At 69.5% G+C, this 22,171-nt stretch carries 19 protein-coding genes and 1 pseudogene; 11 read left to right on the top strand and 9 right to left on the bottom strand.

Going from position 1 to position 22,171, the window contains the following annotated elements; all coding sequences use genetic code 11:
* Positions 1–151, top strand: a pseudogene (locus KUA19_RS45270) (IS110 family transposase); the annotation flags it as partial.
* Between the two features lie 23 nt (positions 152–174).
* Here KUA19_RS45270 and KUA19_RS41060 read toward each other — a convergent pair.
* Positions 175–459, bottom strand: coding sequence for a hypothetical protein (locus KUA19_RS41060; protein ID WP_217405274.1), 285 nt, complete (start codon positions 457–459; stop codon positions 175–177).
* Between the two features lie 291 nt (positions 460–750).
* On the opposite strand from KUA19_RS41060, the gene KUA19_RS41055 reads away from it, so the two are divergent.
* From KUA19_RS41055 to KUA19_RS41025, 7 genes are read left to right on the top strand one after another with little or no spacing between them, the layout of a single operon-like run.
* Positions 751–1,608 (top strand): STAS domain-containing protein, encoded by an 858-nt coding sequence (locus KUA19_RS41055; protein WP_217405272.1) that lies wholly within the window; start codon positions 751–753, stop codon positions 1,606–1,608.
* Positions 1,608–2,024 carry an STAS domain-containing protein gene (locus KUA19_RS41050; RefSeq protein WP_217405270.1) on the top strand — a complete coding sequence of 139 codons (417 nt, stop codon included), beginning with the start codon at positions 1,608–1,610 and terminating at the stop codon, positions 2,022–2,024. Before KUA19_RS41055 ends, KUA19_RS41050 begins: the two co-directional genes overlap by 1 nt.
* Positions 2,021–2,434, top strand: a complete 414-nt coding sequence (locus tag KUA19_RS41045) for an ATP-binding protein (RefSeq protein ID WP_217405268.1) — start codon at positions 2,021–2,023, stop codon at positions 2,432–2,434. The genes KUA19_RS41050 and KUA19_RS41045 overlap by 4 nt, the downstream gene beginning before the upstream one ends.
* Entirely contained in the window at positions 2,422–3,435 is a 1,014-nt protein-coding gene (locus tag KUA19_RS41040; RefSeq protein ID WP_372452040.1) for a SpoIIE family protein phosphatase, read from the top strand. Before KUA19_RS41045 ends, KUA19_RS41040 begins: the two co-directional genes overlap by 13 nt.
* A complete protein-coding gene (locus tag KUA19_RS41035; RefSeq protein WP_308167936.1) occupies positions 3,432–4,757 on the top strand; it encodes an ATP-binding protein in 1,326 nt (441 codons plus the stop codon). Before KUA19_RS41040 ends, KUA19_RS41035 begins: the two co-directional genes overlap by 4 nt.
* Complete coding sequence (locus KUA19_RS41030; protein ID WP_217405264.1) at positions 4,754–6,301, top strand: fused response regulator/phosphatase; 1,548 nt, start codon at positions 4,754–4,756, stop codon at positions 6,299–6,301. The genes KUA19_RS41035 and KUA19_RS41030 overlap by 4 nt, the downstream gene beginning before the upstream one ends.
* A complete protein-coding gene (locus KUA19_RS41025) occupies positions 6,301–6,648 on the top strand; it encodes an STAS domain-containing protein (protein WP_217405263.1) in 348 nt (115 codons plus the stop codon). The genes KUA19_RS41030 and KUA19_RS41025 overlap by 1 nt, the downstream gene beginning before the upstream one ends.
* 140 nt (positions 6,649–6,788) lie before the next feature.
* Here the strand turns inward: KUA19_RS41025 and KUA19_RS41020 are convergent, their stop codons facing one another.
* Positions 6,789–7,283 (bottom strand): hypothetical protein, encoded by a 495-nt coding sequence (locus KUA19_RS41020; RefSeq protein WP_217405260.1) that lies wholly within the window; start codon positions 7,281–7,283, stop codon positions 6,789–6,791.
* Between the two features lie 562 nt (positions 7,284–7,845).
* Between KUA19_RS41020 and KUA19_RS41015 the strand changes: the two genes are divergently transcribed.
* On the top strand, positions 7,846–10,377 hold the full coding sequence (locus KUA19_RS41015) for a malectin domain-containing carbohydrate-binding protein (RefSeq protein WP_217405258.1): 2,532 nt from the start codon (positions 7,846–7,848) through the stop codon (positions 10,375–10,377).
* A 92-nt stretch (positions 10,378–10,469) separates the two neighbouring features.
* On the opposite strand, the gene KUA19_RS41010 is transcribed toward KUA19_RS41015, so the two are convergent.
* A complete protein-coding gene (locus KUA19_RS41010; RefSeq protein ID WP_217405257.1) occupies positions 10,470–11,255 on the bottom strand; it encodes a hypothetical protein in 786 nt (261 codons plus the stop codon).
* A 155-nt stretch (positions 11,256–11,410) separates the two neighbouring features.
* On the opposite strand from KUA19_RS41010, the gene ligA reads away from it, so the two are divergent.
* Positions 11,411–13,522 (top strand): NAD-dependent DNA ligase LigA, encoded by a 2,112-nt coding sequence (gene ligA / locus KUA19_RS41005; RefSeq protein WP_217405255.1) that lies wholly within the window; start codon positions 11,411–11,413, stop codon positions 13,520–13,522.
* Positions 13,523–13,671: 149 nt separating this feature from the next.
* Here the strand turns inward: ligA and KUA19_RS41000 are convergent, their stop codons facing one another.
* The 6 genes from KUA19_RS41000 to KUA19_RS40975 all read right to left on the bottom strand — a co-directional run bounded on the left by KUA19_RS41000 (position 13,672) and on the right by KUA19_RS40975 (position 21,760).
* Positions 13,672–16,554, bottom strand: coding sequence for an NB-ARC domain-containing protein (locus KUA19_RS41000; RefSeq protein WP_217405253.1), 2,883 nt, complete (start codon positions 16,552–16,554; stop codon positions 13,672–13,674).
* Position 16,555: 1 nt separating this feature from the next.
* Positions 16,556–18,907 (bottom strand): tetratricopeptide repeat protein, encoded by a 2,352-nt coding sequence (locus tag KUA19_RS40995; RefSeq protein WP_217405252.1) that lies wholly within the window; start codon positions 18,905–18,907, stop codon positions 16,556–16,558.
* A 370-nt stretch (positions 18,908–19,277) separates the two neighbouring features.
* Positions 19,278–19,886: a maleylpyruvate isomerase family mycothiol-dependent enzyme gene (locus KUA19_RS40990; protein ID WP_217405250.1), complete on the bottom strand. Its 609-nt coding sequence runs from the start codon at positions 19,884–19,886 to the stop codon at positions 19,278–19,280.
* Entirely contained in the window at positions 19,883–20,338 is a 456-nt protein-coding gene (locus KUA19_RS40985; RefSeq protein WP_217405249.1) for an SRPBCC family protein, read from the bottom strand. The genes KUA19_RS40990 and KUA19_RS40985 overlap by 4 nt, the downstream gene beginning before the upstream one ends.
* Entirely contained in the window at positions 20,335–20,637 is a 303-nt protein-coding gene (locus tag KUA19_RS40980) for an ArsR/SmtB family transcription factor (protein ID WP_217405281.1), read from the bottom strand. The genes KUA19_RS40985 and KUA19_RS40980 overlap by 4 nt, the downstream gene beginning before the upstream one ends.
* Positions 20,638–20,767: 130 nt before the next feature.
* Entirely contained in the window at positions 20,768–21,760 is a 993-nt protein-coding gene (locus tag KUA19_RS40975) for a DUF389 domain-containing protein (protein ID WP_217405247.1), read from the bottom strand.
* Between the two features lie 191 nt (positions 21,761–21,951).
* On the opposite strand from KUA19_RS40975, the gene KUA19_RS40970 reads away from it, so the two are divergent.
* On the top strand, positions 21,952–22,140 hold the full coding sequence (locus KUA19_RS40970; protein WP_217405245.1) for a hypothetical protein: 189 nt from the start codon (positions 21,952–21,954) through the stop codon (positions 22,138–22,140).
* The last annotated feature ends 31 nt before the right edge of the window (positions 22,141–22,171 follow it).

Here is a 22,171-nt window from a genome sequence, read left to right as displayed (position 1 = left end):
CCGGCAACGCGCCCGCGGCGCCAGCTACAACGCCGCGCTGCGCCAGCTGGCGAACCGGCTCGTCGGCATCCTGCACGGATGCCTCAAAACCGGCGCAGCCTACGACGAGGCGACCGCCTGGTCGCATCACCTCAACGAGGCTGCTGCTTGACATTCAAGCTCCTGGGATGTCTTTCAGTGCGCTTTGGTGAGCACACGGTTGGTATTCCCGCCTTGCGGTGGGACGGTCCCGGTCTGACCGGCGGTTGCCGTGCCGGGTTCACGCTTCTGATCGACCGACGAAACCCGGGCGTACACGACGGTCTGCCCGACCTTTGGAGCCGCGCCAGTCAGTGGTTCGCCGACCATGATGAGCCGACCAAGCCGATACGTGGGAACGGGCAGCATCCCAGCCGCGTACTGCCGCCGCGCGGTCACATACGACACACCGGTCGCCGCTGCCCACTCCTTCAAGTTCACACCAATAACTATAGAGCACCATGTATCACCAGAGAGCGCCGACAAGCCAGCAGCTGTTAGCCCTCGTCTCCCAAAACGCGGCGACGGGTCACGGCACCCGTCCCGCAAGGGTATGGCACCACGGCAGCCTGCTCCTCGGCGGCAGCGTCGCGAGAGCTCTTCGACCGCAGGTGTGCCGAGCGGCTGCCCCCTCGTCGGCACTTTTCGCAAAGGCTGCGGCACCGGGACCGAGTGGTACAGTCGCGGCGGATCGGGGCCGACGACCGAGCGCGTATATCAGGGGACATCGTAATGACACTGAACGCGGAACAGGGCGAACGACTCAGCGAAATCCTCTCCCTACGATCGGAAGAGATCGCCAAGCGGTGGGCCGAGATCGCCGCCGCACCACTGAAGGGGCGACTGAGCACCGCGGAGTCCGGGCGTCAGACCGCCGAACTGCAGCAGCAGTTGCAGGCCTCGCTCGGCAATGGCGCGTTGAGCCTGGACGGACCCGGCGGTGCGGAGTTGCGGGCGCTGCTGACGGAACTGTCGCGCGACCGTGCTCGGCAGGGTTTCACCGCCGCCGAGACCGCCACCAGCGTGTTCGCGCTCAAGACGGCGCTCTACGAGGTGTCCGAAGCCGCGAAGGGCAAGGCCGACGCGCTGCGTGACTACGTGGCCTGGTCGGAGTTCATCGACGAACTCGGCCTGTTCACCTTCGAAGCCTTCGCGCGGGCCCGCGAGCAGATCATCACCCAGCAGAGCGAGCAGCTGATGGAGCTGTCCACACCGGTGGTGAAGCTGTGGGAGGGCGTGGTCGCGGTTCCGCTGGTCGGCACCCTGGACTCGGCGCGCGCGCAGGTCGTGATGGAGCGGCTGCTGCAGGCACTGGTCGACACCGGCTCCCCGTACGCGATCATCGACATCACCGGGGTGCCCTCCGTCGACACCCAGGTCGCGCACCACGTGCTGAAAACGGTGATGGCCGCCCGGCTGATGGGCGCCGAGTGCATCGTGTCAGGCATCCGCCCGCAGATCGCCCAGACCATCGTCACGCTCGGCATCGACTTCGGCGACATCGCGACCAAGGCCTCGCTCGCCGACGCGCTGCGGCACGCCCTCAAGCGCATCGCCGCCGACGCGCGCGCGGCCAAGCGGGAGCAGTGATGGACCGCGTACCGATTCTGAAGATCGGATCGGTGCTGCTGGTGTCGATCCAGGTCGACATGCAGGACCAGGTCGCGCTGCAGCTCCAGGAGGATCTGGGCGAGCGCATCGTCGCGACCGGCGCCAGGGGTGTGATCATCGACATCACCGGACTGGACATTGTCGACTCGTTCGTGGGCCGGACGTTGTCGACCATCGCGTCGATCTCGCGGGTGCTGGACGCCGAGACCATCGTCGTCGGCATGCGACCCGCGGTCGCGATCACCCTGGTGGAGCTGGGGCTGTCGCTCGACGGCATCCGGACGGCTCTCAATGTGGAGCGCGGCCTGGAGCTGCTGGCCCGTAACGCCGAACCCGACCTCCTCGACGAGCTGGACCTCGGTCTGGATGACCTGCCCGAGACGACGTCACCATGACCGCGGTCGTCGGCGCGGCCCAGACGCAGACCATCGCCAGCGACGAGGACGTCGTCCGGGTCCGCCAGCTGGTCCGCACCGCCGCGGTCGCCGCCAAGCTCTCCCTGGTCGACCAGACCAAAGTGGTGACGGCCGCCAGTGAGTTGGCACGCAACACCCTGGTGTACGGCGGGGGCGGGCGGGCCAAGGTGTCCACCGTCGACAACGGCGCCCGGCGCGGGATACGCATCGTCTTCAGCGACGAGGGTCCAGGCATCGCCGATGTCGCGTTGGCGCTGACCGACGGATACACCAGCGGTGGCGGGCTTGGTCTGGGGCTCAGCGGAGCCCGGCGGTTGGTCGACGAGTTCGAGTTGAGCACCGAGGTGGGTGCCGGCACGACTGTTTCGGTGACCAAGTGGGCGCGTTGAGCACGCTGACGCCGGCGCCGACGTGGTTCCGGCTCGACGATCTCAGCACAGTCGGCTCGGTGCGGCGCTTCGCGACAGAACTCGCCGTCTCCGTCGACTTCGCCGCGCACAAGGTCGGCGACTTCGCGATCATCGTGTCGGAACTGGCGACCAATCTGGTCAAACATGCTCAGGACGGCGCGCTGCTGGTCCGGCCCGTACGCGGCGACGACACCGTGGGTGTCGAGGTGATCAGCATCGACGCCGCCCCTGGCATGGCCGACTTCGCCGCCATGTACGAGGACGGCCGCTCCACCACGGGCACCCTCGGTATCGGGTTGGGCGCCGTGGCCCGGCTGGCGGACCGGTCCGAAGGCTTCTCGATGCCCGGACGCGGCTCGGTGCTCTGCGCTCAGCTGTGGCACGAGCCGCCACCGCCGCGGCCATGGGCGGAAGGGCTCACCCGTCCACTGACCGGGGAGACGGTCAGCGGCGACGCCTACGCGTCACGCACGGTCGCGGGCAGACGGCTGGTGATGGTCAGTGACGGGCTCGGGCACGGCCCGCTGGCCGCCGCGGCGTCCCAGGCGGCACTGCAGCTGTTCCACACCGCCCCCGACGAACCGCTGCCCAGGTTGATGGAGCGGCTGCACCGTGGCCTGTCCCACACCCGCGGGGCGGCCGTCGCGCTGGCCGAAATCGACTTCGACGCAGGTGTGGTGCGGGTCTGCGGCCTGGGCAACATCGCGTCGTCGCTGGTCACCGGAGACGAACGACGCAACCTGATCTCGATGCCCGGCATCACCGGCCACGGCAAAGCCACGATCAGGCAATTCGAGCACCCGTACAGCGACGACTCGCTGCTGATCATGCACTCCGACGGCGTCACCGACAAGTGGACGCTGCACCCCTACCCGGGCCTGGTGACCAGGTCGCCGCTGCTGGTGGCGGCCACCGTACTGCGCGACGCGGGGGTACGCCGCGACGACGCGTGCGTGCTGGTGGCCGGGACACGGCCGTGACCGACACCGTGCTGCTGCAGCTGATGCTTCGGCGTGAGCAGGATGTCTTCGCGGTCCGACAGCGCGGCCGCGAGGTCGCGGCAGCCCTCGGCCTGGAGCACCAGGACCAGATCCGACTGGCCACGGCCCTGAGCGACGTCAGCCGGGTGCTGTTGGCACAGTCGACCGTCGAGGTCACCTTCCGGTTCTGCAGAAACCCCGAGCGGCTGCGCATCGACCTGGCCGTCGACAGGCGCGTCGACCGCGGACCGCTGGAACCGGCGAGCCGTCTGGTGGACGGTTTAGAAGTGCTCGAGGGCGGGAAGACCAGTGTGGTCATGCTGTCACGCCGTTTACCCGTCGTCGGTGCGCTCACGGAGGTTCGCGTCGACGCGCTTCGCCGTGCACTCGGAGTGACGGCGGTCGCCAGCCCGCTGGACGAACTCGCGACGCAGAACGAACACCTGCTGGCGGCCCTGGAGGACGTGCGCAGGCAACGCGACCGCCTCACGGTCCTCAACGACGAGCTGGAGGAGACCAACCGCGGCGTGATGGCGCTCTACCACCAGCTCAACAGCGAGTTGGAGGAGACCAACCGCGGCGTGGTCGCGCTATACGCCGAACTCGACGAGAAGTCCCTCCAACTGCGTTCGGCCAGCGAGGCCAAGACCCGGTTCCTGGCCAACGTCAGTCACGAACTGCGGGCCCCGGTGACCTCGGTGATCGGCCTCATCCGGATGCTGTCGGACCCGTCGTCCGACCCGCTCACCGCCGCCCAGCAGGAGCAGATCGACCTGATGCGCGGTTCGAGCGCGGATCTGCTGACCCTCGTCAACGACCTGCTCGACCTGGCCAAGGCCGAGTCCGGCACGCTGCAGCCCGACTGGCAGACGGTCAACCTCGACCGCCTGTTCAGGCAGCTGCGCGGCACGGTGAAGGCCATCCTCACCAACCCCGACGTCGACCTGATGGTCGACGAGCCCGGTCGGGACGCCTGGATCGAATCGGACGAGGCACTGCTGTCGCAGGTGCTGCGCAACCTGCTGCACAACGCGGTCAAGTTCACCGAACACGGCCACGTGGCCCTGCGCCTACACTGCGACGCCGGCCACTGGATGTTCACCGTCGCCGACACCGGCATCGGCATCCCCGCCTCCGAACAGGAACGCATCTTCGAGGAGTTCGTCCAGTTGCCCAGCCGGCACAAGGTGCATGGGACCGGTCTGGGGCTGCCATACGCGCGCAGACTCGTCGGCATCCTCGGCGGCTCCATGGTTCTGGACAGTGAGCCCGGCCGCGGCAGCGAATTCACCGTGACACTGCCGCTGGCCAGGACTTCGTGACCCCGGCCACCGAGTCGGCGATCCTGGTCGTCGACGACTCGGCACCCAAGCGGTACCTGCTCAGCAACTGGCTCTCCCGAGCGGGCTTCGTCGTCTCGCAGGCCGAGACCGGCCACGACGCGCTGAAACAGATCGCGGCCAACCACTTCGACATGGTCGTTCTCGACGTCAAACTGCCCGACATGAGCGGCCTGGAGGTCTGTCGGCGCATCAAGGCCGACGACCGGACCGCCACCATACCGGTGGTGCACGTGTCGGCCCACGCCGTCGACGTGACCGATCGCACCATCGGGCTGGTCGGCGGCGCCGACGCCTACCTCGCCGAGCCGATAGATCCGCAGGAGCTGGTCGCCACGGTCCAGGCCGTCCTGCGCTACTACCGCGCCCTGCGCAAAGCCGAACATCTCGCCGACGGACTGGCGCAGCTGGCCCGGACCACGCTCGCGGTGACCACCGCCCGCGGCTTCGGCGAGTTGCTCGCCCACGCCGCCGTGGGCGCGGCACGGCTGTTCGGCGGCGCGGCCGTGGTGGCCGCCGACACCCTGGACGGGACCTGGACCGCGACACTGGCCACCGACACCGGCCGACGCGAGTCGTGCGAATGGACCGCGCCCCCCGACGACGCGCCCATCGGCTTCCGGAAACAGACCGCCCGCGCCGACCAGTGGAACCTGCCCACCGGCTGGCTGGACGCCCAGCCGCTCAGCGTCACCAGCGCTCGACTGCGCAATGACCTCCCGCCGCTGTACGTGTTCGTCCCGCAGCACCTCGACGACGACAGCACCCAACTGCTGACCCAGCTCACGCAGGCGCTCGGGGCGGCGGCCGAGGCGCAGCGCGCACAAGACCTCGACCACCGGATCGCGGTCACCCTGCAGCGCAGCCTGCTGCCCCGCAAGCTGCCCGAGCTGCCCGGCGTCGAGCTGGCCGTACGCTACGAACCGGCGAGCACCGAAGCCGAGATCGGCGGCGACTTCTACGAACTGTCGCTGCTCGGCGACCGACTGCTGATCGCGATCGGTGATGTGGTCGGCCACTCGCTGCACGCGGCGACCGTGATGGCCGAGATCCGCCACGCGCTGCGCGCCTACGCCGTCGAAGGGCATCCACCCGGCACGATCATCCGGCTCATCGACGATCTGATGATCCGGCTGCTGCCCAGGGAGATGGCAACCCTGTGCGTCATCTCCGCCGACCCGGCCACCGGCCAGGCCCAGTTGGCCAACGCCGGCCACCTGCCCCCGCTGCTGGTCGTCGACGGGAAGGTCAGCGAGCTGTGGCAGCGCGCTCCGCTGCTCGGCATCGGCCACCCCAGGCCGCCGGATATGGAGTTCACCATGCCGCCGGGCAGCACTCTGCTGCTCTACACCGACGGGCTCATCGAGCAACGCGGGACGTCCATCCGCGACGGGATCGCCACCTTGCACGAACTCGCCGGACACGTCGACGCGGATCTCGACGCATACTGTGACCGACTGCTCGACAGACTCACCACTCCACCGAACGCCGACGACGTCGCGGTGGTCGCGGTAAGGAGGGTGTGATGCATTTGACCATGGACAACGCCGGGCGCCGGCCCCAAGCCTCGCACAAGGTCGAGTTGGCACCCGACATCGTGCGGGTTTCCCTCGTCGGCGAGATCGACATGGGCGTTGAGGACGCCGTCGAAGGTTGGCTGACCGACGCGATCCGCACCCATCCTGACCGGCGGCTTGAAGTCGACGTCAGCCGGGTGACTTTCCTCGACTCCAGCGGCATCCGGGTGCTGCTGCACGCGCACGCGCAGGCCGTACAGGAGGGCTGCGCGTTCCGGCTCACCGGAGCGCACGGAACCGTCCGTGACGTGCTGGAGATCGTCGACGTGTACGACCTGCTCACCGGCGGCGCCTAGGCTCCGGGACGACGGGCTGAGGCACCCATCGGCGGCAAAGACCTTCGACGGCCGTCCCGGGGGCGGCACCGACAGCCTCGAGGAGTTTTGCGACACCTCGCGTCCGTCCAGGACACCTGGCGTCTGGGCAGGCAGACCTGTCAGAGCGGGACAGATTCAGTGGGACGCGGCTGATGTCCAGCCCCACGGTCGCCCCTCACCTGCCGTCCGGCGGAGCGGTAGGCACGACGCAGGTGACGGGCGCGCCGCCAGGCGCGTAGCGCACCCCATTCGTGCCACAACTGGGGCGACACCACCGATTTGGGTACGTTGAGGCACACCACCATCGGCGTGAGCACCCAGGCGAGAGCGATCCCGACCAGGGCCAAGCCCAGCAGCGAGCGCTTCAGCCACGGGACGTCGCCCACCCCAACCAGGTCGAGCAGGACGACAGCCAGGGTCGGCAGAGCGGCGATCGTCGTCGTCGCGATCACCAACGGCAGTGCCCGCAGTATGCCGCGCGACGTCGCGGCCGAACCCGGCAACGGCCGCAGCATCTGGAGCAGGTCTCGTCTGAGCACGGGCTCGTTACGCCAGAGGCGGGGCATCACCGACCACCACATCCCGGCGAACGCGGCCAGCGACAACACCGTCATGACCACATCTTTGACAGGCGAAGACATGGAGCCTGCCGCCTGCCTCGTCGCCGTACCGACCATGACCGATCCTCACTGAAAGCCGTGGATATCAAGAGATCCGGCCGTCCCGCTACGGCCGTCACGGACCGCTACGCCAGAACGTCGGCCGGCCGCACACAATATGCGGGACCATAGGCGAGGGCAACCCGCACCGCAGGTCACCAAGCTCCGAACCACAGCAGGTCAGCGCAGAGCACGGGTTCGTTTCGATGCGGTCGGCCACCTCCGGCGACCGACCGCGTCGCTCGCCATCCGACCGCCAATACTCGCCTGAGCATTTGTCCGAGCGGGCTCACCGAAATGCCGATTCCCACCACCTTTTCGTGTGGCTCGGCTGGCTGTCCCGGCGCTCGGATCGGGTGGTCGGGCGGTGCTGCGGCGTGGAAGGGCAGAAAACGAGGCGGTCACTGGACGGTGACTGACAGGTGTCAGAGGGTATGGGGTGCGTCAGGTCCTCGGTGGCCGGACGGGTCTGTCGCGCCCGCTCCGACACCGCCAGTCCGCCCCCTCCGGAGTGCCCGTGTCACCTCGTTCAACGTTGACCCGCCGTGCCCTCGCGGCGCTTGCCGCGGTCACGCTCGCCGCAGCCGGTATCGGTGCCGCCGCACCGGCGCTCGCCGCGCCCAACCACACCACGGTGGTCAAGGCGGTGCCCTCAACCGCCACTCCCGACATCAAGAACGGCACCGTCAACGCCATCTACGACGCCGGGACGAAGATCATCGCGGCCGGTGACTTCACCACCGTCCGCAACCGCGGCACCGAAGTGGACATCACTCGCAACTATCTCCTGGCCTTCGACAAGGCCACCGGAACGGTGGACACCGCCTTCGCGCCGACCGTGGACAGCGAGGTCTCCGCGGTGATCGCCGGACCCACCGCGGGCACGGTCTTCATCGGCGGCAAGTTCAACACCGTCAACGGGATCACCCGGCGCAAGGTGGCGCTGCTCAACGTCAGCACCGGCGCGGTGGTCACCAGTTTCGCCACCCCGGCCTTCAACGGCGCGGTCAAGGACCTGGCCCTGGCCGGCAGCCGACTGCTGGTCGGCGGCATCTTCACCACCGCCGGCAACACCACCCCCCGCGGCGGCCTGGCCTCGCTGAACGCCACCACCGGCGCGGTGGACAGCTACCTGACCACCACCCTGACCGAGAACCACAACTACGACGGGGTCAGCGGCGCCAGCGCCGGGGTCGGCGCCAGCAAACTGGCGCTGTCCCCCAACGGCCAGGTGCTCGTGGTCATCGGCAACTTCAAGAAGGCCGACGGGGTGCTGCACGACCAGATCGTGCGGCTGGACCTCGGCGCCACCGCCGCGACGATCGCCGCCTGGAACACCACCCGGTACACCCCGCGCTGCGCCTGGTGGGCGTTCGACTCCTACATGCGCGACATCGCGTACGCGCCGGACAGCAGCTACTTCGTGGTGGTGTCCACCGGCGCCCCGAACGCGGGCACCCTCTGCGACGCCGCCGCCCGGTGGGAGACCGCCGCCACCGGTACCGACGTCCAGCCCACCTGGGTCGACTACACCGGCGGCGACACCTTCCTGTCTGTCGACATCAGCGAGCAGGCCGTCTACGTCGGCGGTCACTCCCGGTGGCTCAACAACAGTTTCGGTGGCGACAGCCCCGGCCCCGGCGCGGTCGGCCGGGCCAGCATCGCCGCCCTCGACCCGAGCAACGGCCTGCCGCTGTCCTGGAACCCGGGTCGGCACCCGCGCGGCATCGGGGCCTCCGAGATGCTGGTCACCGCGAGCGGCCTCTGGGTCGGTTCCGACACCGCGTTCATCGGCAACTTCCAGTACCGGCGCGAGCGGATCGCGTTCTTCCCGCTGACCGGTGGCAACGCCCCGCACCCGACCACCACGGCCACGCTGCCGGGCAACGTGTACCGGGCGGGCGTGCCGGTGCCGACCAACGTGCTCTACCGGGTCAACGCCGGTGGGTCGACGGTCGCGGCGACCGACAACGGCCCGGACTGGGCCGGCGACGACGGCGGCAGCCCCAGCCCGTACCACAACACCGACAGCAGCACCGCCGGGTACGGCACGGTGCCCACCGTCGACGCCACCGTCCCGGCCGGTACACCGGTCGCGCTCTTCTCCTCCGAGCGCTGGGATCCGGGCTCGGCCCCGGAGATGAGCTGGCAGTTCCCGGTGACCGCCGGGACCGAGGTCGAGGTTCGCCTCTACCTGGCCAACCGGTACGGCGGCACCGCCTCCCCCGGCTCACGGGTGTTCAACGTGGCGCTGGAGGGCACGACCGTGCTCGCCAACCTCGACCTGTCCGCGTCGGTCGGGCACGACGTCGGCACCATGCGCTCGTTCACCGTCGTCAGTGACGGCTCGGTGGACCTCGACTTCGGGCACGTGGTGGAGAACCCGCTGATCAACGGCATCGAGATCGTCAAGACCGGGCCGCCGCCGGCGGGCAACGCCGACGACGTGCAGGTCCGGTCGTACGACGGGGCGACCACCGTCGGTGCGACCAGCACGGTCGCCAACCCGGACGCCACGGCCTGGTCGACCGCCCGGGGCGGCTTCTGGGTGGGCGGCACGCTGTTCTACGGCATGAACGGCGCGCTGTGGCGGCGTACCTTCAACGGCACGACCTTCGGCACGCCCACGCTGGTCGACCCGTACCACGACGCCTACTGGGACACCGTGGACACCGACTCCGGTCAGACCTACGCCGGTTCGACCGTGAACTTCTACGCCGAGATCCCGAACGTGACCGCCATGTTCTACACGGCCGGGCGCATGTACTACACCCTCTCCGGGTCGAACGAGCTGTACTGGCGCTGGTTCACCCCGGACAGCGGGGTGGTCGGCGCGGACAGGTTCACCGTCGCGGGCGTGGGCGGCATGGCCGACGCGGGCGGGCTGTTCCTGTCCGGCACCACCCTTTACAAGGTCAACCGCAGCACCGGTGACCTGTCGTCCACCGCATGGGCCGGTGGCCTGCCGACCGGGTCGTTCACCGTACGCAGCGGGCCGACCCTGGACGGCACCGACTGGCGGGCGAAGGTCGTGTTCGTCGCCCCGTGACCGGCCCGCTGTGGCGTCCGGGTCGGCTTCCAGCGGAGTCGGCCCGGACGCCACAGTCTGTGAATTCCCGTGGTGGAAGGACTACGGGGCGATCAATCAACCGTTTGCGGCACGAGCGGTGAGGGGCCGGTCGGCACTGCCGCCGCCCGCAACCGGCGCAGCCCCTCTTCGGTGCCGATCAGTGCCCGCTCCTGTGGGTTGTCGACGTAGTGGCGCAGGGCGCGAGCGAGAAACGCCGGGTCGGCGTGCAACCACCCGACCGGAACATCCTCGCTGGCGGCGTACTGGCCGAACACCGGTGTCTGGTTGAGGTACAGCCGCAGTTGGCGGGCGCGGCGCCTGACCGGCGGAACCGGGCCGCCGGGGGCCAGTTCATCCCAGGCGATCGCGGTCGTGCGCCATACCCGGTGGATGGTCAGGCCGTTCGGGTCGAGATCAAGCCGCGGGCGTCGCACGAGCAGGAAACCGGCTGCGATCGCCCAGAAGAACCCGACACCGATGATCGTCATCGGTGTCGGGGAGCCGAACTCGACCATCCGCATGCTGTCACCGTTCGGAACCCGTTCGGCGCCGAACACCCCGCCGCCGAGCGACATCCACATGATCGCCTGCGAGCACGCGTATATCGGCGAGGCATGCGCGATGAAACGTCCGTCGCCCAGGGCCAGACGGGCTGGTGGTCGAAGACTGCCGCCGGCGAGCAACACCAAGATCCCGAATGGGACCGCCACGGTGACCACGATCCCAGCGAGCATCATCAACAGGTGTTGGTCCTGATCCCAGGTCAACGGCTCCAACCAGAACGTGACCACCAACCTGAGCGCGAACGCGAGCAGCCCAAGCGGAACGGCGCACCAGCGCAGGACAGTCGGCGACATGCAGCGCAGGGTAGCTGACCTGGGCGACTCAGCTCCGCCCCACCGGCCCGCATACCGGTCGCCCGCGGCACTTTCGTCTCGCCATTACTGTCATACCCTGCGGATATGTTGTGGTGGCCTTGATCCGCCAGCGGATCCGGACGAAGGGGAACCCCATGTCTGCCACCGCCACCGCATCGATCGTCGACCCCACCCACGCCCAGCCGTTCTACACCCACGACGAGTACCTCGCCGCCGTCGAACGGGCCCTGCGCGCCGCCACCGCCTACTACGCCGGTGACGTCACCATCGACGACGCCACCTACGACGCGCTCGTCGCGCGTATCGCCGTGACCGAGGACCACCACCCCGCCTGGCAGAGCACGACCTCCCCCACCAGGGTCGTCGCCGGACCCACCGGCGACGTGCCGCACAGCGAGCCGATGCTCAGCCTCGACAACGTCTTCGCCGAGGACGGCCTGCGCGGCTGGGCCTCCCGGCTGCACAAGGCGCTGGGACAGCGGGTCGCGCAGTACACGATCGAGCCGAAGATCGACGGTCTGGCGGTCGCGGCCCACTACCGCGACGGGCGGCTGACGCTGGTGGCCACCCGCGGCGACGGGCGGACCGGCGAGGACGTCACCGCGCAGGCCCGGCTGGTCGCGGGCCTGCCGCAGCAGCTGGCGGCGCCGGTCAGCATCGAGGTGCGCGGCGAGGTGTTCATGACCAACGCCGACTTCACCGCCGCGAACGAGATCCGGATCGCCAACGGCGAGCCGGTGTTCGCGCACCCGCGCTCGGCCGCCGCCGGCACGATGCGCGCGATCAACCGTGGGTACGACGTGCCGCTGTCGTTCCTCGCCTACGCCGCCGTCGGCGTGCCGGAGCAGCACGCGCAGAGCCACTCGGAGTCGATCGAATACCTGGCCGGGCTGGGCGTGGCCACCACCGCGCAGTCGTCGGCCGGGATGGTCGTCGGGACCAGCATCGACGAGGTCGTCGACAACGTCGTCGCGCTCGGCGCCCGGCGCGGGCAGCTCGGCTTCGCCGTCGACGGCGTGGTCGTCAAAGCCAACTACGCCGCCGACCAGCAGGCCGCCGGTTCGTCGAGCCGCGCACCGCGCTGGAGCATCGCCTACAAGTTCCCCGCCGACACCCGCACCACCACCCTGCTGCGCATCGACGTGCAGGTGGGCCGCACGGGTCTGATCACCCCGGTCGCGGTGCTGGAGCCCGTGCAGGTGGGCGGGGTCATCGTGGCGTCGGCAACGTTGCACAACTTCGCCGACCTGCTGCTACGCGACGTACGGGTCGGTGACACGGTGTTCGTGCGCCGCGCCGGTGAGGTGATCCCGGAGATCACCGGCGCCAAGCTCGACGAGCGACCCGAGACCGCGCAGCCGTTCGAGCCCCCGGCCGTGTGCCCCCGCTGCCAGGGCGAGATCGACCGGACCCAGAAGCGGTGGCGCTGCCTGCGCGGCCGGGCCTGCGGCGCCGCGGAGGCACTGCTGTACTACGCCAGCCGCGACGCGATGGACATCGAGGGGCTCGGCGACAAGGTCGTCGACAGCCTCCTCGCGGCGGGCCTGGTCACCGACCCCGCCGACCTGTACGGGCTGGACGTCGCGACGCTGTCCCGCCTGGACCGGATGGGGACGCTGTCGGCCACCAACCTGGTCGCCAACATCGAAGCATCCAAGCTCAAGCCCCTGTCCCGGGTGCTGACCGGCCTCGGGGTCCGGATGACCGGCCGGTCGCTGTCGCGGCGCATCGCCCGGCACTTCGGCACCATGGCCGCGGTCCAGGCCGCGACGGTCGCCGAATGGGAACTCGTCGACGGCATCGGGGCGGGCCGGGCGCAGGTCATCGTCGCGGAGCTGATCGAACTGGCCCCGGTCATCGACCGGCTCGCCGCACACGGGGTCACCATGGTGGAGCCGGGCAGCCCGGCCCTGGAGCCCGCCGACGCCGAGCAGGGCGGCGCGGTCCTTCCGCTGCAGCGCCGCGACGGCACCCCGCTGACCGTGGTCGTCACCGGTTCGATTCCCGGCCTGAGCCGCACCGAGGGCAACGAGGCGGTCGAGGTCCTCGGTGGTAAGTCGTCCGGGTCGGTGTCGGGCAAGACCGACCTGGTCGTCGTCGGAGACGGCGCCGGGTCCAAAGCCGACCGGGCGACCAACCTGAGGCTGCCCGTGCTGCCCGGCGAGCGGTTCGCCGAACTGCTGGCCGCGCACCGGTCCGGCAAGCACAAGCAGGTGCGGCAGATCCTGCGCGCCGTGCTGCGGTAGCCGTCCCGGCAGGTCCGGTGACGACATCCGGGTGGGGCCCGGTCCTGGTCCATGCGACCAGGACCGGGCCCCACCCGGCACTGTTCGACGCGCCGCTCACCGAAGGCACCCTCGTCTGCCCGTGCGAGGTGGTGCCGGCCGGCCTCCCGTCATGAACGCGCGGGTGCCTTCCACGGCAGCCGTACCCCGTTCGGGTCCTCGACGGTCTCCATCTCGTCGTGCCCGTTGCTCTTGGGGTAGGGGTAGTTGCGCTGCAGCACGTCGAGCAGCTGCCAGACCTCCGCGTAGCAGGCCCAGTCCTGGTTCATGCGATACCGGGACGCAGCCTTGCGCAACGCCCGCCAGGCACCGTCGATGTCGCCCCGATGCAGCAGCAGCTCCCCATGGGCGCGCGAGAAACGGGCCAGCAAGGTGGTCCGCGCCGGGCTCTCAACCAGGGCGGGACCGTTCAGCGACTGCCAGATGTCGTGGAGGAGCTGCTCGGCCGCGAGCAGCTGACCGGCCACCACCAGAGCCCGCACCTGCTGGCACTGCGCACGAACGATGCCGACGGCGTTGTTCATCCGGTGCGAACTCAGCGCCGCCTCCGCGGCCCGGCGCACCGCCTTTGCGGCGAGTTCGTCACGGTCCGCACCCGCCTCCGAATCGACCGTGGTCCCGGCAGCCGGGTCGTCGTCCGGCTCCGTCCCGTCCTGGATCACCGGAGGGATCGGCACCCCGAGGTTCTTCGCACCGCGACGCCAACGATCGATGTAAAGCCGCGCCAGCCGGTACTGGACCGCCGCGGTGCGCCTCGCGTCGCCGACGCAGCGCTGCTCGACATCGAGCAGATCCTGTTCGGCATTACCCCACTGGGCTCGGCGCCGGTTCTCCTCCGACCGCCCGAGCAGGGCGCGGAAGTAGACGGGGTCCTGCAGGTGCCCTTCGAGGATGTCAGCGTAGGTGGGCTGTGGGCTGGGGACCCGATGGTTCTCCGCCCGCAGCAGCTGCACCAGCCGGCGTTCCTCCTCGGTCCCGGCGTGATCGGCGGTGAGGGCCGCCTCCTCCAGCAGGTCGCTGGCACGGCCGTACGCCCCCATCTGCTGGAACGCCTCGGCCATCTTGCGCTGGGCCCGCGCCTTGCGCACCGCCAGCCCCCGACCGAGAACGGTGCGGGCTGACCCGTCCGGCGGCGGGGACGAGAGGTGATCGCTGTTCTCGATCACCTTGCTGAGAATCGAGAACGCCTCGGGGTAGTCCTCGACCGCCACCAGGAAGCTCGCCTTGGCCAGGCTGACGTCCATCTCGCCGAGCACGTTCGCGTCCTCGCGGGCCGCGCTGACGCCGTGCCCGAACGCCTCAAGGCTGTCGATCGTGCCGGGCAACGTCGGAACACAGCCTCGGACCAGCGCGGCGACGCGCCAGCAGAGCTCCAGGTGGCCCTTGCTCCTGGCTACGGTAATCACGCGCAGCAGGTTGTGGTACTCGGCGCGGATGCTGTCCTCGGGATGTTCGACGATGCGCTGCGCGGCGGTCGGGCCGGGTCGATGATCGACCCGGGGGAAGATCCGCTCATACCCGGAGCGCAGTTCGGCGAGAACGTCGTCGACAAGTCGCAGGTAGGCCAGGTCCAGTCGTTCCTGAGCCGCCTCGACATCGTCGTGCTCGACCAGCTGGGCTTTGGCGAACAGCCGGATCAGCGGGTTGAACCGGTACCTCGCCACCCCGGTCGCCTTGTCCACGCCGGCGTTGTCCAACAACTGCGCCGCGGCCAACGAGGCCATGATGTTCTCCGCCTCGTACTGGCGGACATCGAGCAGCGCCCGCAGCACCCATGGCACGAAGGTCGGTGACTCCACCAGCGTCAGCAGGCACAGCGCGCGCTGCTGACGCGGCAGCAGCCGGTTGTACTCCGACTGGATCCGCTCGTTGACTCCGTGACCACCGCGCACCAGCCAGTCGAGACGGGTCTTGGGTGATCTCAGCAGATCGGCGACGTGCCGCAGGTCCGTGCCGTCCTGGGAGACGCGGTCGGCGGCGGCCCGGATCGCCATCGGCAGCCGCCCGCAGACCTCGATGACCTCGATCGCCTGCTCGGCCTGCGCCGTCCAGTCGATCCCGGAGTACGCGGTGAACATCTCCAGCGCCTCCTCGATCGGCGGCACGTCCAACGGCGGCCGCGAGGGCGGCGCGTTGAGCTGGGCCGCGAGATCACGCCGGCTGGTGACGATGACCGCGCAGCCGGGTTCGGTCGGCAGCACCTGCAGCACCTGGTCGTGGTGGCGGGCGGCGTCGAACAGGAAGAGGATCTGTTTGCCGGCCGTCATCGAGCGCAGCAGATTGGCGCGCTCGGTGGCTTCATGCGGGATCTCCGCCTCCGGGCGGCCCAACTGCACCACGAACTGCTTGAGGATCTCAGCGGGCGGTTTGGGCTCCCCGCCGATACCGAAGTTCGCCCGCAACAGACCGCCCGGATACTGACCGGCCAGGCGGTCAGCCAACTCCCCCGCCAACCGGCTCTTGCCCACGCCGGGTTTGCCGTGGATGAGCAGCTGCACCGGCCCGGAGGCGGCGGGCCTGGACTCGGCCCCCGACGTGCGGGCCTGCCGCTCACGGTCGTGTAGTGCCACCAGTTCGGCGAGCTCGACCGTACGGCCTCGAAAGGTGCCGTCCCGCTCCTGGGCGGTCGACGCGACTGCCGACGCCGACTGATCCACCCTGGCCTTCGCCGGACGTCCCGTCTCGGGCTTCGACTCGCCCACGGACACCGAGGACAGCCTGGCCCGGATCGTTCCGTCGATCAGCAGGATGGGCGCACCCGTCAGCGCGCACACGACGACGCTGAGCAGCACGATGCTCCCGGTGATGTGATCACCGCTGGTGAGCGTTCCGATGCCGCTGCCGGCGCCGGCCAGCAGCGCACCGATCTGAATCTTGCGACGGCTCACCACGCTCATGGCCCGGTCCAGCACGAGCGTGGTGCCCCGACGCACCAGGGTGAGTCGTCGGCTCAGCCAGCCCGGCGCCTTGGGTTCGGATGCGGCGGTCGCCATGTCATCGGCTTCCATTGTGCGCCGATGGCGTGGGAAGACCGTGGGACAGCGCCACGCGCAGCTCGTGCAGCGTCCCCTGTCGCAGGCCGAGCTGCTGCCGGGCTTCACCGAGCGCTTTCACGGTGTCCGCCTCGATCCAGCGGTCCCCGCAGAAGGAGAACGTCTGCCTGGCTTCCTCCAGCAGCGGCAACGCCTCCTGGGGCAGACCCTGGTCCAGGTAGGTCAGACCTATCTCCAGTCGGCAGCGCGCCGACCCGTACCGGTGGCGCATGTGCGCGAATCCCTCGATCGCCTGATACGCGATCGAGCGCGCGACGTCGAAACGGCCCTGGGCGCGCTTGACCCGGGCCCGCTGGTGATCGACCCACGCCAGCCACAGCAGTTGCGCATGCTTCTCGGCCGTCTCGGCCGCGGTGTCCAGCGTCTCCTCGGCCGCCTGCAACCACTGCGGGTCCCCGGTCTGCTTGAACTCGTCGAACAGCAGCACGGATTTGGCCCACAGGATGCTCGCACGTAGGTTGCCCAGCACCTCGGCCTGCTCGCAGCGGCTCAACGCCCGCTGAACCGCCGCCATGCCCTCCTCGAAACGGTGCAGCGAAGACACCGTTATCGCGAGCTCCCGCAGGATTCTTATCTGCTCGGACTGAGGCTCGTTGCCCGCCACCTCCAGCGCCAGATGGAGCACCTCACGCGCTTCAAGGAAGCGCCGCTGACGGCGCAGCGCCTTGCCCTTGCAGCGCAGCGCTCTCGCCCTGGCCTGGGAACTCTGCGCGCCGAGGGCGCTCTCGGCCACCTCGATGACGTCGTCCACACCGCCGAGTTCGGCCAACACCTCAGCCAGCGCCGCCAACACCAGCGCCTCTGCCTCACGTGCCTGGTTGTGGCGGGTCAGGGTGCGAGTGGCCTCCCTGCTCGTCACCACGGGATCTCCGTTGTTGGCCTGGTCGAGCTCACGCCTGGTCTGCTCCAGGTTCTCGCGGGCACGGGCCAGCGCACGACGGGCGTTGCGCAGGGCCCACGAGAGTTTGCCGCGCTCGAACTCGGTGTACACCTCATCACGCAGCAGATCCCGCAGATCCAGTTCCATCCGGGCCTGCTGCAGGTCTTCCAACCGCTGCAGGGCCTCGACCGGTCGATGCTGACCCATCCGCGCTCGCGCGTACGCCCAGACATGCTCCAGGACCCGGAACGCGGCGACCCCGGTGGCGTCGTCCATCACGTGCTCCAGCAGTCTGGCGTCCACGAGCCGGTCACACAGCCGCCACGCGGTGGGCTCGGGGCGGTCGAGCAGCGCGCCCAGCGTCCATGGCTCGAACACCCGCTTGTCCAGCAACCCGATCAGCAGCACCGCCTGCTGCTCGTCCTCCGTGAGCAGAGCGAAACTGAGGTCCAGCGCCCCGTCCGGTGCGCGGTCATCGGCCTGTCCGGTGTTCTCGCGCATGGTCTCGACCGTCGCGGCCAGACTCCAGTTCGGGCGACTGGCGATCGAGGCGGCCGCCAACTGCAACGCCAACGGCGATCCCTGCGACCGCATGACGATCTCCGACACGGCGTCGTCCTCGCCGACCACCCGGTCGGCTCCTACGAGCGAGGTCAGCAGTCGTTTGGCGTGCGCCTCGTCGAGCGCGCCCAGCACCGGCATCGTCAGGGCACCCTCGATCGGCAGCGGGCTTCGGGCGGTCACCAGCACCGAGCAGTTCACAGCATCGGGCAGCAGTGCCATCACCGCCTCGGCGCTGGACGCGTCGTCGAGCACGACGAGGACCTTGCCCCGTGCCCGCCGAATGAGATCCTGATAGCGGTTTCGGCGGCCTTCGAGACCTTCCGGAATCGTTTCACCCTGGCCCTGCAGAGCGTCTATGAAACCGACGAGGACGTCTCGCGGATCAGGCTCACCATGCTGCGACTCGCGGGCGAATTCGCTCAGTGAGGCGAATATCGCGCCGCCGGTGAAGTACTCCGCGAGAACCCGGGCCGCATTGATGGCGAGAGCCGTCTTGCCTATTCCCGGCACACCGTGGATGACCACGATTCGCGGCGTACCGTCGTCGCGCCGCAGATGACCGGCAATGGTCTCGATCTCCGCATCACGCCCGACCAGCGGGGGCGACGGCGGCAGCGTGAAGGGCACGACGTACTGGTCCAGCGGCAGCACGGGCGGAGGGCCCCCGGACACTGCTGGACGGTATGCCCGCCGCAACACGCCCCCAGCCATGATCCCGGCGCTCACCGCGACGATCATCCAGGTCCAGTGCCGGTTCGCGGGCGGACTCAGCACGACAGCCGCCGCCCAGCTGATCATCATGAGTACGGCGATGCCGATCATCATCGGGGTTACGCGCATTCGCAACATCGATACTCCCGTCGGGCCGAATGCACCCACGATGACATCGTGAGACAAGTCACCGGCATCAGCCGTTCGAGGAGTGTCGGGTCGGGTCGTCCGACCGCGCTACCGGCCGCACCGGCATTCGATCAATCCGATGGCCGCCAATCGCAGGCGAACGCCATTTTCCATTCGACTCGTCCGCCGAATCGGGCGACGGATTCAAAAGTTCGGGTTCGCAGATGTCGCGCCGTTCAGCCGACCCAGCCGACACCCGATCATCCAAGCGTTCGACGCCGTCCATGCACAGCCGTATGGTTCGGGCATCAGGTCCGGTGCCCGCGCGGGCATGACGCGTTGCAGCTGGTCACCGGATCGCGCAGCAGCCGGCGCAGCCCTAGCGCATGGGCAGTTCGACGCCCGGCCGGGGCCGCGCGGCCAGCGCAAGGATGAGATCACCGGCCGAGGCCGCCACGGGTGTTCCGTGCCCAGCCTCCCAGTCGAGGTCGGTGGCGCGGAGCAGCCGCCCGGCGGTGTCGACACCGAAGTGGCGGCTCGCACCACCCTCGGCGAGACTGTCGAGCACGATTCGGGTGGCCCGGTCGTCGGCCGTACGCGGCAGCCCGACCGCGTAGGTGATGTCCAGGCCATGGATGACCGCGTGGCTGAGCGCCCCGGCCGCGCCGCCACCGGGCGGCGCCCACCGCGCCATGGTGTCGCCGCGCAGGTCGGCCAGCAGTAGGTCGAACGGCAGCTCGCCGTCCCTGCGGGCGACCTTCTCGGACAGGGCGCCGAAGTCGTGCCCGACCGCCGCGAGCTCCGCCATGAAGGACGGGCCGTCGTAGCGCGCCGCCATCGTCATGTGCGCGATGACGTGCCGGACAGCCCAGCCCTCGCACAGCGAAGGCGCATCGGCGATCGACACCGGCTGACCGGCAACCGCGTCCGCCAAAGCCCGCAACTGCGGCCCGACCAGCTCCTGTACCTCGTTGTCCACGACGTTCACGTATTCCTCCTCGCTTGCGCCGCGGTGTAGGCGGCCGCACGGTCGAGCGCGGTGCCCCAGCCCGCGCGGGCTTCCGGGGTGCGCATCCAGGCGGGCAGGCCGCGCTGGGTGGTCAGGACTTCGGTGGTGCCGTCGCCGAGATCGACGAAGGTCACCTCGCTGAGCACCCCGGACTCGACTTCGCGCCACGACACGAACCGCGGTGGGTCGACCTCCACGTAGACGGCACGCATGGTGTACGTCTCGCCGCTGCCGTCGTTGACCATCGTGGTCTCGAAGGCGCCGCCGGGCCGCAGGTCGACCACGATGTTCCGCAACGGGGTGTGGGTGCCGGTCGGACCCCAGAACTCGGCCAGGTGCTCGGGCGTGGTCAGGCACGTGAACACGAGGTGGCGCGGTGCCTGATGCACGTGGCGGACGGTGAAGTCCCCCTCGGCGGACGGGATGGTCATCGCGCTTGCTCGCTGAGGCGACGCAGGTGTTCGGCCAGCCGGTCGTGCCGGTCGTGCCACTCGATGCGCCTGGCGTCGATCCAGGCCAGCACTTCGACCAGCCGGTCGACCTCAAGGCTGGCCGGGCGGGCCTGGGCGACGTGCCGCCGCGAGACGAGTCCCGCCTCCGCCAGCACTTTCAGGTGGCGGGACACCGCCTGCTGGGTCAGGGCGAACGGCTCGGTGAGCTCCTTCACCGTGGCGTCGCCCTGGGACAACCGCGCGACGATGGCCACCCGGGTGGGGTCGGCCAGCGCCATGAAGGTCCGGGCCAGCTTTTCGGCAGTCGCAGCTTCCACAACCAGATCCTTGCACAACCAATTCGTTGTGTAAAGCTCGACACGGTCCCGACCAGGTCGCCTACGGGTACGCGACCCCAGTTCGGACCGGTCAGACGGCCTTCTGTGCCCTGGCGCCACCACGGCGGGGCTGACGGGCAGCGACCGAGACTGGCCGGGCCGGTGGGCGTACCCGCCGCCACCACAGCCGCTGCGCGGTGAGCGTGAGGGCACCCGCGGCCACGATCGCGGCCAGGTTGATCAGCAGTTGCAGGGCCGAGCCCCATGCCTCGTGGGGCACACCGTACGCGGCCGCGACCGCGACGTTTGCGGCCGCCGGGACCGTGGTCACCGAGATGAGGACTCCGATGAGCGCGCCGGAGCGGGCAGAAGTGATCGACACCATCCCGGCGATCCCGGCCAGGAAACCGACGATCCACGACAGCGCGTCAGGTCGCCAGATGAAGTCGGTCAGTGGCCGATCAGCCAGCAGCATGGATCGGTCGACCAGCCCGGCCGCCGTCATCACCCACGTCGCCGCGACCGTCACCGCCATGGCGACCGGGAAGCCCACCGCCAGCGCGGTGGCCGAGCGGACGACCATCGGCCGACGGCCCTGCACCAGCCCGATGCTCAACCCGGCCAGCGGCCCGAACTCCGGCCCTACCACCATCGCACCGACGATGAGGATCGGCTGGTCGAGCAGCACCCCGACCGCGGCGATGACGGTGGCGACGATGAGCAGAACCAGATAAGTGGCCGACAACCGCGTGTCCTGGCCGGTACGGTGCTCGATCTCCTCCCACACCACGGCGTCGGCGCCGGTCCCGGGCGTACGAGCGGCCGCGAGCTGGGCGGCATCGGACAGGACGACCGCCGACTCGTCGATCGCGATCGCGCCCTCGTGTTCGACGCCCAGCGTGCGCAGGTGGTCGAGGACGGCGTTGGCGCCCTCCCTGGCCACGTCGCACAGGATGACATCTCCGGGTGGCTGCACGGCCGCACCGGGAAGGACTGCCAGGTGGGCAACCGCACCGTCTGCTCGCAGCGCCTTCACGACGGCGTCGGACAGGTGCGGCGGTGCGATGATACGAAGGTGCAGCACATCTTCCTCCGGGGGTCGGCTGGCGTCGAGCATTCCGCATGTCGCCTCTTCCCGAAAAGCCGACACTGACACCCGGAACCGGATCGTCGCTCCGCGCCCGGCAGCCGGAGGTTTACGGCGACGTGATCGCGGATATCGTCGGGACGAACCGGCCGTCGACCGGTCCGCTACGTCCAAGCGCGAGGTAAAGCATGTCATTCCTGTTCGATCCCGACAGCATGGTCGTCGCGACCGCCCTTGAACTGCTGAACTCCCATCAGCCGATATCGGTCGACGACGCCTCCTGCGCGGCCTGCGGGGCACAATCTCCGTGCGAAACCGCGGTCAACGCGCGCCAGATCGAACTGAACACCGACTTCTCCAGCCGCTTCCCAGCCTGACCGGTCGCTTCGACGCGGATCCGGTGCGGGG

It is taken from the genome of Catellatospora tritici, assembly GCF_019083965.1.
GTDB classification, from domain to species: Bacteria; Actinomycetota; Actinomycetes; order Mycobacteriales; family Micromonosporaceae; genus Catellatospora; species Catellatospora tritici.
Note: the sequence above shows the minus strand (reverse complement) of the source record. Positions and strands in the feature narration are given on the sequence as shown.

Bases quoted from the DNA above. Each gene is read 5' to 3' on its own strand.
- KUA19_RS40995 (WP_217405252.1), bottom strand. From the start codon at position 18,907: ATGTTGCGAATGCGCGTAACCCCGATGATGATCGGCATCGCCGTACTC.
- ligA (WP_217405255.1), top strand. From the start codon at position 11,411: ATGTCTGCCACCGCCACCGCATCGATCGTCGACCCCACCCACGCCCAG.
- KUA19_RS40980 (WP_217405281.1), bottom strand. From the start codon at position 20,637: ATGGCGCTGGCCGACCCCACCCGGGTGGCCATCGTCGCGCGGTTGTCC.
- KUA19_RS40970 (WP_217405245.1), top strand. From the start codon at position 21,952: ATGTCATTCCTGTTCGATCCCGACAGCATGGTCGTCGCGACCGCCCTT.
- KUA19_RS40985 (WP_217405249.1), bottom strand. From the start codon at position 20,338: ATGACCATCCCGTCCGCCGAGGGGGACTTCACCGTCCGCCACGTGCAT.
- KUA19_RS41000 (WP_217405253.1), bottom strand. From the start codon at position 16,554: ATGGCGACCGCCGCATCCGAACCCAAGGCGCCGGGCTGGCTGAGCCGA.
- KUA19_RS41020 (WP_217405260.1), bottom strand. From the start codon at position 7,283: ATGACGGTGTTGTCGCTGGCCGCGTTCGCCGGGATGTGGTGGTCGGTG.
- KUA19_RS41025 (WP_217405263.1), top strand. From the start codon at position 6,301: ATGCATTTGACCATGGACAACGCCGGGCGCCGGCCCCAAGCCTCGCAC.
- KUA19_RS41010 (WP_217405257.1), bottom strand. From the start codon at position 11,255: ATGTCGCCGACTGTCCTGCGCTGGTGCGCCGTTCCGCTTGGGCTGCTC.
- KUA19_RS41045 (WP_217405268.1), top strand. From the start codon at position 2,021: ATGACCGCGGTCGTCGGCGCGGCCCAGACGCAGACCATCGCCAGCGAC.
- KUA19_RS41050 (WP_217405270.1), top strand. From the start codon at position 1,608: ATGGACCGCGTACCGATTCTGAAGATCGGATCGGTGCTGCTGGTGTCG.
- KUA19_RS41055 (WP_217405272.1), top strand. From the start codon at position 751: ATGACACTGAACGCGGAACAGGGCGAACGACTCAGCGAAATCCTCTCC.